This window comes from Rhodococcus yunnanensis NBRC 103083, assembly GCF_001895005.1.
GTDB classification, from domain to species: domain Bacteria; phylum Actinomycetota; class Actinomycetes; order Mycobacteriales; family Mycobacteriaceae; genus Rhodococcoides; species Rhodococcoides yunnanense.
The window spans coordinates 70,932-83,873 of record NZ_BCXH01000002.1 but is presented as its reverse complement, the minus strand read 5'-3'; the positions used below and the strand labels follow the sequence as shown (position 1 = coordinate 83,873).

12 protein-coding genes and 1 tRNA gene are annotated in these 12,942 nt (G+C 63.5%); 7 read left to right on the top strand and 6 right to left on the bottom strand.

Annotation, left to right across the window (positions count from 1 at the left end; genetic code table 11):
* The first annotated feature begins 334 nt into the window (after positions 1-334).
* Positions 335-934 carry a PadR family transcriptional regulator gene (locus tag RY1_RS04705; RefSeq protein ID WP_245819491.1) on the top strand — a complete coding sequence of 200 codons (600 nt, stop codon included), beginning with the start codon at positions 335-337 and terminating at the stop codon, positions 932-934.
* Complete coding sequence (locus RY1_RS04700; RefSeq protein ID WP_072802390.1) at positions 931-2,415, top strand: MFS transporter; 1,485 nt, start codon at positions 931-933, stop codon at positions 2,413-2,415. The genes RY1_RS04705 and RY1_RS04700 overlap by 4 nt, the downstream gene beginning before the upstream one ends.
* Before the next feature lie 4 nt (positions 2,416-2,419).
* On the opposite strand, the gene RY1_RS04695 is transcribed toward RY1_RS04700, so the two are convergent.
* Positions 2,420-3,142 (bottom strand): GAF and ANTAR domain-containing protein, encoded by a 723-nt coding sequence (locus RY1_RS04695; protein ID WP_174565336.1) that lies wholly within the window; start codon positions 3,140-3,142, stop codon positions 2,420-2,422.
* A gap of 131 nt (positions 3,143-3,273) precedes the next feature.
* Positions 3,274-3,726: a cupin domain-containing protein gene (locus RY1_RS04690; protein ID WP_072802388.1), complete on the bottom strand. Its 453-nt coding sequence runs from the start codon at positions 3,724-3,726 to the stop codon at positions 3,274-3,276.
* A 106-nt stretch (positions 3,727-3,832) separates the two neighbouring features.
* Here RY1_RS04690 and RY1_RS04685 point away from each other — a divergent pair, with 106 nt between their 5' ends.
* The gene (locus RY1_RS04685) at positions 3,833-4,306 is read left to right on the top strand and encodes a universal stress protein (RefSeq protein WP_072802387.1); all 474 of its coding nucleotides are present in this window, start codon (positions 3,833-3,835) and stop codon (positions 4,304-4,306) included.
* A gap of 13 nt (positions 4,307-4,319) precedes the next feature.
* Here the strand turns inward: RY1_RS04685 and RY1_RS04680 are convergent.
* Both RY1_RS04680 and RY1_RS04675 read right to left on the bottom strand, forming a co-directional pair.
* Positions 4,320-4,393: transfer RNA gene (locus tag RY1_RS04680), tRNA-Ile, on the bottom strand.
* A gap of 66 nt (positions 4,394-4,459) precedes the next feature.
* A complete protein-coding gene (locus RY1_RS04675; protein ID WP_072802386.1) occupies positions 4,460-6,595 on the bottom strand; it encodes a molybdopterin-dependent oxidoreductase in 2,136 nt (711 codons plus the stop codon).
* Between the two features lie 187 nt (positions 6,596-6,782).
* Between RY1_RS04675 and RY1_RS04670 the strand changes: the two genes are divergently transcribed.
* From RY1_RS04670 to RY1_RS04655, 4 genes are all read left to right on the top strand, one after another.
* Positions 6,783-7,910 carry an NDMA-dependent alcohol dehydrogenase gene (locus RY1_RS04670; RefSeq protein ID WP_072802385.1) on the top strand — a complete coding sequence of 376 codons (1,128 nt, stop codon included), beginning with the start codon at positions 6,783-6,785 and terminating at the stop codon, positions 7,908-7,910.
* Positions 7,911-8,049: 139 nt separating this feature from the next.
* Entirely contained in the window at positions 8,050-8,862 is an 813-nt protein-coding gene (locus RY1_RS04665; protein WP_072802384.1) for a serine hydrolase domain-containing protein, read from the top strand.
* 145 nt (positions 8,863-9,007) lie between these two features.
* Entirely contained in the window at positions 9,008-9,520 is a 513-nt protein-coding gene (locus RY1_RS04660) for a DUF3145 domain-containing protein (protein WP_072802383.1), read from the top strand.
* Positions 9,521-9,608: 88 nt separating this feature from the next.
* Positions 9,609-10,034, top strand: coding sequence for a cold shock domain-containing protein (locus RY1_RS04655; RefSeq protein ID WP_072802382.1), 426 nt, complete (start codon positions 9,609-9,611; stop codon positions 10,032-10,034).
* A 106-nt stretch (positions 10,035-10,140) separates the two neighbouring features.
* On the opposite strand, the gene RY1_RS04650 is transcribed toward RY1_RS04655, so the two are convergent.
* Together RY1_RS04650 and RY1_RS04645 are read right to left on the bottom strand one after the other, a co-directional pair.
* Positions 10,141-11,574 (bottom strand): acyl-CoA carboxylase subunit beta, encoded by a 1,434-nt coding sequence (locus RY1_RS04650; RefSeq protein ID WP_072802381.1) that lies wholly within the window; start codon positions 11,572-11,574, stop codon positions 10,141-10,143.
* Between the two features lie 113 nt (positions 11,575-11,687).
* On the bottom strand, positions 11,688-12,938 hold the full coding sequence (locus tag RY1_RS04645; RefSeq protein ID WP_072802667.1) for a KasA/KasB family beta-ketoacyl-ACP synthase: 1,251 nt from the start codon (positions 12,936-12,938) through the stop codon (positions 11,688-11,690).
* Positions 12,939-12,942: the final 4 nt, after the last annotated feature.

Below are 12,942 nucleotides of genomic sequence, written 5' to 3'. Positions count from 1 at the left end.
GTCGGCAACACATGCTCCACGATGCTCAGTCGACGATTCGCATCGATGACGCGTCAGTTAGCCGGAGGTGACGTTGTCCTCACCGTCGGTACCGGGGCGCCGTGATGTTCACCCCGGTCACGCAAATGCACGTGCGTTTGCGTGGGGTGGTGGGGTTGGGCTGGGGGTGTTCGCCCCGGTCACGCAAATGCACGTGCGTTTGCGTGGGGTGGTGGGGTTGGGCTGGGGATATCCGCCCCGATCGCGCAAATGCACGTGCGTTTGCGTGGGGGGTGGGCGTGGGCGTTGGGGTGACCACTTTGACGCACGTGACTACTCGTGCGAGAGTAGTCACGTGTCTTCGATTCGGCTGTTCATACTCGGCTCACTTGCCCAGAGAGGCGAGATGCACGGGCATCAGCTCAAACTCCTGGCGGAAGAGGAGCGGGTGCAGCTGTGGACCGACATCTCGGTCGGAAGTCTCTACGGCGCACTCAAGCGATTGCACGCCGAAGGGCTCATCTCGGGCGTGCGGATCGAGCAGGAAGGAAACTTCCCGGCCCGTCAGGTGTACGCCATCACCGATCTCGGCACGGATGCGCTCGGAAAGCTACGTGACGACGGGCTGAGTGACTTCGTACTGCGGCCCGATCCGTTCGACCTCGCCTTGACCAGACTCGATCCCGAAAGGCTCGACGCTCTGCCCGGTACGATCACTGCACGGGTCGAGAAGCTGGCGCGAATACTGCGCAACACGATCGAGACGAATACTCGGGCCCGCCCGCATCTGTCGCTCGCCGAGGCCTACGCGCTCGAACATCGCGAAAAGAGACTACGGGCAGAGATCGAATGGCACGAGAGCCTGATTGCGGTCCTGCCGGACATCGTCGCCGACGAACGCACGAGAACACACCAGCCATTACCGCACGACAGCAAGGACGGCCGCGCATCATGACCGAAACCAATTCACGGGCCTCGGCTCCCGCGGCCGAAGTTCCACGCCGGGCGTGGCAGGCACTCGTCGTGTTGCTGCTCGGAATGTTCATGGCGTTGCTGGACACGACGATCGTCAATGTCGCCCTGCCGACGATCGAGACCAGCTTGGACGCGTCGGAAGCGACTCTGTCGTGGATCATCTCGGGATACGCGCTTGCGTTCGGTCTTGCACTGATTCCGGCAGGCAAGGTCGGTGACAGGGTTGGACACAAGTGGGTCTTCTTCGCCGGTCTCGCTCTGTTCACCGTTGCGAGCTTCGCCTGTGGGTTGGCGCAGAACGACATTCAACTGGTCGCCGCGCGCATCGTCCAGGGGCTCGCAGGAGGGATATTCGTCCCTGCCGTGACTGCGTTCATTCAGTTGCTCTTCCCAGGTCCGGTGCGCGGCAAAGCTTTCGCGATCATGGGCGCCGTCATCGGCGTGTCGACCGCACTGGGTCCGATTGCCGGCGGACTCATCATCGAAGCGTTCGGCAACGAGAACGGCTGGCGCGGAGTGTTCTGGGTCAACCTGCCGATCGGTGTCGTCGGACTCGTCGCGGCCGCGTTCCTGCTGCCGAAGCGATCCGAATCCCAGGAGCCCGCGCAGACGGGGATCGACTGGATCGGTCTACTGCTCGTCACCGCCGGTCTCGTAGCTCTGCTCGTGCCGCTCATCGAGGGCCAGGAACAGGGATGGCCGCTGTGGACCTACCTCACGCTCGCCGCCGGAGTGCTGCTCATCGCGGCATTCGGTGCGTGGGAAGTGTTCTACACCAAGCGCGGAAACAACCCTCTGGTGCCGCCGAAGCTGTTCACCCACCCCGCATTCACCGGTGGAACCATCCTTGCGCTCGTCTATTTCGCGTCGTTCACGAGCATCTTCTTCACCTTGTCGCTGCTGTGGCAGAGCGGCCTGGGTAACTCCGCGCTCTCCTCCGGTGCAGTCATGTTGCCGTTCGCGATCGGCAGCATCATCGCGTCCTCGCAGAGCAACACACTCACCCAAAAACTCGGACGGACCGTACTGCTCCTCGGAACGACCTTCGTCGCCGTCAGCCTGATCTGGATGTGGATTCTGTTGTCCACCACCGATCCGTCCGACCTGACCCACTGGAAGCTGTTGGTGCCCTTGCTCATCGGCGGATTGGGCAACGGTGCGTTCATCGCGCCCAATGCTCAGTTCATCGTCGCGACAGTCGATCGTCAGGACGCAGGCGCGGCCAGCGGCGTCATCTCGACGATGCAGCGCATCGGCAGTGCAGTCGGCATCGCAGTGATCGGCAGTGTTCTGTTCGGGTCGCTGAACATCACCGGGCCGGACACCGTCGCCAGCGGTTTCATGCACGCGGCGTCGGTCGCGATGTCGGTCAGTGCAGGTTTCGGTGTAGTGGCACTGCTCCTGGTATTCGCGCTGCCCAAGCACGTAGACACCCCGGGAGCGCCTGCACGATCCCGATAGGAGCTCAGGCGTCCAAACTGCGCGTGTGCGACTCGACGACGGACTGCGCGAGAGCCGCGATCTTCACGTTCAGATCCTGAGATGTCTTGCGTAGCATGTCGAATGCCTGGCCGTCGGTCACTTTGTGCATGGCCATCAGCAAGCCGATGGCTTTGCCGATCTCCCGGTTGCTCTCGAGCCCACGGCGGAGTGTGTCCGCCTCTTCACCGTTGAGTATCGCCGAGACGGTCACCGCGGCGAAGGCAGTCAGGACGATCGCGTGGTCCGCGGTGGTCGCGTCGAACCGACCGGGGGTGTCACTGAAGAGATTGATGGCGCCGACCTTCGCCCCGTCGAGCATCAAACGGAAACCCATCGCGCCGCGAACGGGAGTGCGAGTGACCACGCCTTGGGCAAGAGCGGGCCACTGAGACGGGGTGAGAAAATCGGGCTCGATCTGCGCAGCCTCGCTGACGATGGCGTCGAGGCACGGCCCCTGACCTGTCGCTCGCTCGATGTCGTCGACGGTGCGAGCGACCTGATCCGATGCGGCGACGGTCACCGGATGGCCGCGTTGTACGAGCATCAGGCTGGCGTGATCACAGCCGGGGATCAGGAGCGTGGCCGCCACGCAGATCGCCGAGTAGACCTCGCTGGGGCTCGTGCCTCGGTAGACGATGTCGGCGAGCGCGGCGAAAACAGTGGCGGGATCCGCCGACGACGAGTCATTCAACACTTCGTCACCCATGAACACTCCGATCCAGATCGATGCAGTTCCCTGCATCTGGGATGCCTTGTTTGCCGCCCTTGACTCGAGAAGCGACATCCCCTATCCGAACAGGATACCGATGCGGCGTCGGAGACGACTCACCCGGCGACTCAGGCGCACGGCGGGGCAGGTGCATCCTCGGCGAACGGCTTACCCGGTGGCTCGATGTACGCGGCATACAACACGACGGGGACACTGCCTACGTTGGTGCCCTCGTGAACGTGGTCACCCCCGACATCCTCGGCGACGACCTGGCCGGCAGGGGTCGCCACGGTGGAGCAGTCCTGCAACGTTCGTGTCAGTACACCGGACTCGACGTAGGCGTACACGGGTCCGTCGTGGAAGTGCCACCCGGTTGTCCCGCCCGGCGCGATCGTGATCTTCCTGGCGGTGAAGTCGGTTCCGGCGATCTCGGAACTTCCCGGTAGCAGCGGGAACGACACGTGGGCCAGAGTCTCGGCCGTGACCCCTGATGAGGGCGTCGCACTCGCAACGGCAGGGAACAACGACACCGCTGCGACAGAGCAGACAGCCACAACCATCGGACGGAGGCACTTCGGCATGGCATCAACTCTCGTCGAGGGGGAACAGCTCACTCAGAGTAGGGCCAACGGTGCATATCGGGGTGGGTAACGGCGACACCCGATTGCCGCGCAGTAGCCTTCAGACGTGGATGAGTCAACAGAATCTAGAGGGTTCGATTCCTACGTGTTCGAATACGGCGTCGACGGCCCGAAGGTCATCCTCACCGGAATCGACGGATCCGATTCTGCGTGGCGTGCGGCCGCATACGCAGCAGGACTTGCCCGACGCCAAGGATCACTGCTGGTTCTGGTCTACGTGCAACCGATCGCAACGGCGGCATTCGGGCAAGCGGGCATCTCGCTCGTGGAAACGGGCAAGGAGATCGCCGACGAACTGCTCGCCTACATCGAGAAGTCGACGCATCGAACCGAGTCGCTCCGTTGGGAATTCCGCACTTCGCACGGGGATCCGTTCAACGGATTGGTCGGCGTGGCAGAGGAACTGCGCGCCGACGCCATCGTGGTCGGGGCCTCCGAGCATGCGGGCCACCGAATGTTCGGGTCCGTGGCGGTGCGGCTCGTCAAGGCCGGTCGCTGGCCGGTGACCGTCGTTCCCTGACGGCCGCTGGATGTGGGGCGGGCGGGGCTCGAACCCGCGACCAATGGATTATGAGTCCACGGCTCTAACCGACTGAGCTACCGCCCCATCTCGCGCAAAGCGAGCGGTCAGAATGCTAACCGATCGCTCGATCCCGGCTGTGCGGAGGGTGGCTCACGCCGGTGAGATGGTGACCGGTACACCGTTGAGAATCGCGTTCGCGGTCACGGCGTCCACCCGCTGCGGATCGGTCACGTCGTTGGCGCTCGCACCCGCCACCGTCCTCGCCACGGACAGTTCGACGCCTTGCCGTTGGTGGCCGAATCCGTGCGGCATGCTGACCACGCCGGGCATCATGCGATCGCTGGCTTGGACTTCGATTCGCACGGTTCCCGCGGCGGACGAGACAGAGACCACCGAACCGTCCTCGATGCCGCGCGCGTACAGGTCGTCCGGGTGCGCCAGAAGCTGGTGTCGCGGCTTGCCCTTCGTCAGGCGTGGCGCGTTGTGCATCCAGGAGTTGTTACTGCGCAGGTGACGTCGGCCGATCATCAGCAGTTCGTCGCCCGTGGCAACCGCGGCGCCGTGCATCACGTCGTGCAGTGCGGGGAGATCTGCGACTATCACTTCCTGTATCAGCTGAATCCGCTTGTTGCGTGTGCGCAGTTTGCCGGGAAGCCCGGGACGCAGCGGGCCGAGATCGGTGCCGTGCGGCGACTTCGACAACGTCGAGACGGACAGTCCCTTGCGATGACTTCGCAGGAGGAGGTCGACGGTGCGTCGGGGTGAGACCCGCAATCGTGCTTCGGTCATCAACGATCGGGGCGAAAGCCGGGTGCGAAGTCGATCGATCGCGGAGTCCGCGAGCGCTGCCTGATATCGGATCGCCAGATCGCGAAATATCTCCCAATCCGCTTTCGCCCCCTTCTTTTCGGTCACGACGGCAGGCATGAACTTGGCGGTGTTGCGCACGGCGAAGGTCTGGAAGATCAGGTCGTAGTGATCGCGTTCCAGCGCCATGGTGGGAGGCAGGATGACGTCGGCATGCCGCGAAGTCTCGTTGATGTAGAAGTCGAACGACACCATGAAATCCAGATCGGCGAATGCTCGATTCAGCTTCGCGCCGCCGGGCATGGACAACACCGGATTGCCCGAGAGCACGGCCATCGCACGGATCTGGCCGTCGCCCGGCGTCGTCATCTCGTCGACGAGGGTCGAGGAGGGGAACTCACCCGCGAACTCGGGAAGATTCCGGACGCGGCTGCGCCACTTGTCGAAGTGGCCGCGACCGACGATCTTCTTCTCGACCAGATCGATCGCCGGGTCGGTCAACAGCGCACCACCCACACGGTCGAGATTCCCGGTGAGAATGTTGAGGACCTGGATCGCCCACTGGCACACGCTGCCGAACTGCTGCGTCGAGACCCCCATCCGCCCGTAGGCGACCGCGGCCTCCGCCGTCGAGAAACGCAGTGCAAGCGAGGTGATGTCGTCGGCCGAGATGCCGACGACGGGTGCCACCGACTCGGGAGTGAAGTCACGTGCCAGCCGGGCGACTTCCTCGACCCCGTCGACGTACGCGGCGACGCGAGTGTTGCCGGTGTCGGTGACGACGTTGATCAACGCCATCAGCAGCAGGGCATCGGTGCCGGGACGGATGAAGTGGTGAAGATCTGCGACGTCGGCCGTCTCGGTCTTGCGAGGATCGACGACGACGAGGGTTCCGCCGCGTGCCTTCAGGTCTCGGACGCGATGCGCGAAGTCAGGCACCGTCATCATCGACCCGTTCGACGCCATCGGGTTGCCGCCGAGAACGAGGAAGAAGTCGGTTCGGTCGATGTCCGGTATCGGCAGCGCCAGTTGATGCCCGTAGAGCAGGTGATTGGTGAGTTGATGGGGGAGTTGATCGAGTGACGTCGCCGAATATCTGTTGCGCGTCCGCAGCATCGAGGTGAAGGGGATGCCGTGGGTCATCGCGCCGAGGCTGTGGACGTTCGGGTTGCCCTGATAGATGCCGACGGCATTCGATCCGTACTTCTTGCGCGTCGAGACCAGTCCGTCGACCACCAGGTCGTACGCCTCGCTCCATTCGATCTGCTCCCATTCGGTGCCCTTGCGCCGCACAGGCTTGACGAGGCGGTCGGGGTCCTCGTGGAGATCGATCAGCGACAGTGCCTTCGGGCATATGTGTCCGCGCGAGAGAGGATCCTTCTTGTCGCCGCGCACCGAGGTGACGGCGTTGTTCTCGACTGTGAACTCGAGGCCGCACATCGCCTCGCACAGGTTGCACGATCCGTACTTCACGGTCATCCGTTCCCCTTCGTCGGGTTCGAGCCTAATGCTGCCTGCCCTCGTTGTCGGGGATCGGTCGATTCGGGGGAGAACCTCTCACCCAAAAATCTAGAACGTGTTCCAATTCTGTGGTTCTGTGGCTATCGTCGGAACTGGTAGCTGGCCCGGTGGGCGGGTCGATCGGCGTGCGAAAGGCGAGTAGGAAATGAAAACCAAGGGCGCTGTGTTGTGGGGTCTCCACGAGCCGTGGTCGGTCGAGGAAATCGAGGTGGGCGATCCCGTCGCAGGAGAAGTGCAGATCCGGATGGAAGCTGCCGGCATGTGCCACTCCGACCATCACATCGTCACGGGAGCGACGCCGATGCCGTCGTACCCCGTGATGGGTGGCCACGAGGGATCGGGTGTCATCACCAAGGTCGGCCCCGAAGTGAAGACGCTGAAGGAGGGTGATCATGTGGTGTTGTCGTTCATTCCTTCGTGTGGGCACTGTCCGGCGTGCTCGAACGGCCATCAGAACCTGTGCGACCTCGGAATGGGACTTCTCAGCGGAATGGCCATCAGCGACGGCACATTTCGCATACAGGCACGTGGGCAGAACGTCATCCCGATGTGCCTGCTCGGGACGTTCTCTCCGTACATGACGGTGCACGAGACATCGGCGATCAAGATCGACGACGACATCCCGTTCGACGTCGCTTCGCTCGTCGGCTGTGGGGTACCGACCGGCTGGGGATCTGCGGTCAACGTTGCGAAGGTGACCCCTGGTGATACCGTCGCGATCATCGGTGTCGGCGGCGTCGGACTGAGTGCGCTGCAGGGGGCCGTTCGATCCGGCGCGACGAAGGTCGTTGCCATCGATCCTGTTCCCTTCAAACGAGATCAAGCGCTGAAGTTCGGTGCAACCCACGTATTCGCCAGCGCTGCAGAGGCATTGATGCCGCTGATGGAGCTCACCGAGGGAAGGATGGCAGAGAAGACCATCATCACCGTCGGCGAGATCAAGGGCGAGGACATCGAGGCAGCGCTGCTGCTGACCGCCAAGGCCGGCCGATGCGTCGTGACCGGGATGGGCCGCATGGAGGACATGGACGTCAAACTGAACCTGTTCCTCTTCACGATGCTCCAGAAGGATCTGCAGGGCGCGATCTTCGGCGGCGGCAACCCTCGCCACGACATTCCGCTGCTGTTGACGATGTACAAGAGCGGGCAGCTCAACCTCGACGACATGATCACCAACACCTACACGCTCGACGACATCAATTCCGGATATCAGGACATGCTCGACGGCAAGAACATTCGCGGCGTCATCAAGTATTCGGACTCGGACCGATAGCCTTCGATCGCGTGAACGGGACATTCATACGATCAGATGACCTGAAGGGGCCATTCAAGCGGTCCCTGGCCGCGTCAGCCGGCGAATCGGCGCAGGCGCGGAGAGAGCAGTCGGGGGCCCGCACACTAGGGTTGTCCGCGTGCACAGTCTGGATTTGATTGCCGGTTGGCCCGTCGACAACGCCTCCGCGAAAGTGGTGACCACTGGCGGCGTGACCGACGAGTACGGCGACGCCGATCGCGTGTACGAACTCGCGTCGGTCACCAAGCTTCTGGTTGCGTACGCCGCGTTGATCGCGATCGAGGAGGAGGCGATTGCCCTCGATCAGTCGGCAGGACCGGAAGGATCGACGGTGCGGCACCTTCTGGCGCACACGTCGGGCTTGGCGTTCGGCGACATGAAGGTGCAGGCCGAGCCGGGGAAGCGTCGCATCTATTCGAGTGCAGGTTTCGAGGTGCTCGCCGACACGATCGCGACCGAATCCGGCATTCCGTTCGACCGCTATCTCGACGAGGCAGTCTTCCAGCCGCTCGGTATGACGAGTTCGGAGTTGGCCGGTTCCGCAGGACACGGCGCTAGGTCCTCGGTTGCCGATCTGTCGGCATTCGCTGCCGAGTTGCTGACTCCGCGGTTGGTGTCGACGTCCTTGTTGGCCGACGCCACGGCGGTGCAGTTCGAAGGGCTCGCCGGCGTACTACCCGGATACGGGTCGCAGAAGCCCAACGATTGGGGCCTCGGTTTCGAGCTTCGCGACGACAAGTCCCCGCACTGGACCGGTGCCCGAAATTCGAGAACCACTTTCGGTCACTTCGGTCAGTCCGGGACGTTTCTGTGGGTGGACCCGGAGGCCGAGCTCGCTGCCGTCGTGCTGACGGACATGGCCTTCGGTGAGTGGGCGAAGCCGCTCTGGCCCGAGTTGTCGGACGAAATTCTTGCCAACAATCCCAGGTAGCCCGACCGATTATCTCTGTGCACTGGCGCAACAGGGGCAACTCGGGGCACACTAGTACACGTACGTGTCAGAAGACATCACCGAAAAGCTCGTGTCGAGGTCGTTGGGGAAGACGTCCCTCGTCGAAGCTGGAGGTGTTGTTGAAATGCGCGCATTGAACCAATTCGCGGAAGCGACGTCAGGTGTGGTGTACATCCACGCGTCGCCTGCCGCGCTGTGCCCTCACGTGGAATGGGCTCTGTCCGACGCGTTGAAGTGCCGTGCGAACCTCAAGTGGTCGGCCCAGCCCACATCGGACGGCCAGCTGCGCGCCACCAGCAACTGGGTCGGACCCGTCGGGACAGGCGCGACTCTGGCGGGTGTGCTGCGCGCGTGGCAGATGCTGCGGTTCGAAGTGACCGAGGACGCAAGCGACGGCGTCGACGGTGAGCGGTTCGCTCATGTGCCGGGACTGGGTCTCTGGCGGGGATCGACGAGCGCCAACGGCGACGTCATTCTGGGCGAGATGCGCTTGAAGGCGATGATCGACGGCAACTCGGGCAATCTCGCCGCCGAGATCGAACATGCGCTGGGGCGTGCATGGGACGACGCGCTCGAGCCCTATCGAACCGGGGGAGCAGGTGCCGAGGTGACGTGGCTCAGTCGCACCGCGGGCTGAGCCGCTGTCGATCGCGCACAACTCATCGGTAGGATCGTCACGGTGCCAGGGTAGGCATGCGGGCTGGATCTGTGAAGTGGGTGGTTGTATGTTGTCGACCGGTAAAATTATTCGTTTCGACGAATTCAAGGGATACGGTTTCGTGGCGCCGGACGAGGGCGGTGAGGACGTGTTCATCCACGTCAACGACCTCGAGTTCGACAAGCGTCTGTTGGCTCCAGGGGTTCGCGTGGAGTACGTCGCAGAGCAAGGCGACCGCGGCCTCAAGGCGGGGCAGGTTCAAATCATCGACTCACCGAAGCCGGTCACTCGGGCATCGGTTCCCGCAGTGATTCCCGACGCAGACACGCACGTCGACGACGTCGTATGCGATGTGCTCTCCCTTCAGCATTTCACCGCTGAACTGACAGAGGGGCTGCTGCGAGCGAATCGGGGGCTCACCGCCGAGCAGATTCTCGACGTCCGGGAAGTCGTCACGCGGATCGCGCGAGATCACAAGTGGGTCGAGGACTGACGCAGAAACAATCGACTGAGCCAGAAAATCGACTGACGCGGAAACGACTGTGCCCCGGTGTGATCACCGGGGCACAGTCTTTTTCGCGGAGCTTCCGGCCGCTCGATCAGAGCGGAATGTTCTTGTGGTTGCCGCGCAAGGCGGGGGCCGCAGCAAGTGCCTTGGCGATGATCGACCTGGTCTTGCCGGGTTCGATCACTTCGTCGACGACGCCGATGGCCACCGCGCGATCGACACCGCCTGCGATCGACTCGTGTTCGAGGGTCAGACGGTCGTGCAGCGCTTCACGTTCTGTCTCCGGTGCGGCGGCGAGAGCCTTCTTGTGCAGAATGCCCACGGCAGCTTTGGCTCCCATGACGGCAACCTCGGATCCCGGCCATGCGTACACCGCGGTGGCTCCGAGTGCGCGTGCGTTCATCGCGATGTAGGCGCCGCCGTAGATCTTGCGCGTGACGAGAGTGACGCGCGGCACCTTGGCCTCGGCGAATGCGTGCAGCAGCTTCGCTCCACGCCGCACGACTCCTTCCCATTCCATGCTGACGCCCGGCAGGTACCCTGGCACGTCGACGACGACCACGAGCGGTATGCCGAACGCGTCGCACAGACGCACGAATCGTGCTGCCTTCTCGGCGCTTTCGGAATTGAGGCACCCACCGAGCCGAATCGGGTTGTTGGCGATGACACCGACCGTGCGACCGGACAGGCGCCCGAGTCCGATCACGATACTGCGGGCCCAACCACCCTGGAATTCCTCGAACGTCGACTCACCTTCGACGTTGTCGAGCAGTTCGTCGATGATCGGGTGGACGTCGTATGCGCGACGGTTGGACTCGGGGAGCAGCGCACGCAGATCGGTGTCGCCGTGCTCGGCGGCAGCGATGTCGAAGGTGCCCTGCTCGCTGAACATCGACACGAGGCGGCGAGCGCGGGTCAACGCGTCGAGTTCGTCGTCGGCGACGATATGGCAAACGCCCGACTTCTTGTGATGAGTGTCGGGGCCGCCGAGGGACTCCATGTCGACCTGTTCGCCGGTGACACTTCTGACCACGTCGGGACCGGTGACGAACACGCGGCCTTCCGGGGCCATGATGACGACGTCGGTGAGTGCCGGGCCATACGCGGCGCCGCCTGCGGCGAAACCGAGCACGACGGAAATCTGTGGGACGAGGCCGGATGCGCGAACCATGGCCTCGAAGACGAGGCCGACGGCGTGAAGCGCCTCTACGCCCTCGGCGAGGCGGGCACCGCCCGAGTGCCAGATGCCGACGATCGGTGCACCGCGGTCGATCGCGGTGTCGATCGCGGTGACGATGTGCTTACAGCCGTCGACACCCATCGCGCCGCCCATGACGGTGGCGTCGGAGCAGTACGCGATGGTGCGGACACCGTCGATGTCGCCGGATGCGGCAAGGAGACCGGACTTGTCACGGTCGTGGAGCGGAACCATGGTTCCGGCGTCGAACAACTTCTCGAGGCGGGCGACGGGATCTCGGGGATCGGTCGAGCTACCGGATCGCGTGACGGGGGACAGAATGGTCATCGAGTTCTCCTTCTGCGTGCCCCGTTAGGGGCGATCCTCGGGTGGGAGCGAGATGGCTCCCACCCGAGTTCGAGTGCTGCTGAGCCTGGTAGACCGAGCGGGTTGCTCGGGTATCAGGCCCGACCGAAGGCGAGCGCTACGTTGTGCCCACCGAATCCGAACGAGTTGTTGATCGCGTAGTCGATCTGTCCGGTGCGGGCTTCGCCCTTGACGACATCCAGATCGATCTGCGGATCCTGGTTCTCCAAATTCAGTGTGGGAGGGATGATTCCCTCTCGCACTGCGAGAACCGTCAGCACCGATTCGAGGGCGCCGACAGCGCCGATCGAGTGGCCGAGTGCGGACTTCGGTGCGTACACGGCTGCGTGATTTCCGACGGCCTTGTTGATCGCGAGTGCCTCGGCGGTGTCACCGATCGGTGTTGCCGTGGCGTGCGCGTTCACATGGGTGATGTCGGATTTCTGCAGTCCTGCGGTCTCGATGGCGCGGGTCATCGCCCGAGCCGCCCCGGTGCCCTCGGGGTCGGGCGCCACGAGGTGGAATCCGTCCGAGGTGATGCCTGCACCGAGCAACCGTGCGTGAATCGTCGCTCCGCGTGCTTTGGCGTGCTCCTCGGTCTCGATGACCATGAGCGCGCCTGCCTCGCCGAAGACGAAACCGTCACGAGCTGAGTCGAACGGCTTCGACGCACCCTTGGGGTCGTCGTTGTTGGTGCTCATCGCGCGCATCATCGAGAAGCTCGCGATCGGCACCGCGTCGATGAAGCCTTCGACGCCACCGGTGACGACCATGTCGGCGTCACCCATCACGATCATGCGCCATGCGTGAGCGATGGCTTCCGATCCCGACGAACATGCCGACACCGGAGTGATGACTCCGGCTTGTGCTTTGAGTTCGAGCCCGACGACCGCAGCGGGGCCGTTCGGCATGACCATCTGAACCGCGAGGGGGGACACTTTGCGGTAGCCACCGGTCTTGAGCTTGTCGACGGCGTCGATCAAAGAATCGCCGCCGCCGAGGCCGGTTCCGATGGAGACAGCGAGACGGAGCGGATCCACCTCGGGACTACCGGCGTTCTTCCACACCTCACGGCCGAGCACCGTGGACAACTGCTCCACGTAACTCAGACGACGAATCTCCACTCGAGTGAGAAGACTCGCCGGATTGACCGCGAGGTGGCCGCCGATTCGAACGGGGAGGTCGTACTCGGCGACGAAATCGTCCTCGAGTACACCGATGCCGCTCTCGCCGTTCAGCAGACCCTTCCACGTCGCGTCCACATCACCGGCGATGGACGTGGTCGCAGCAAGGCTGGTGACGACGACACTCGGGAAGCGTCCGTTGGCTGTGGATGGGTTGGTCACGGTT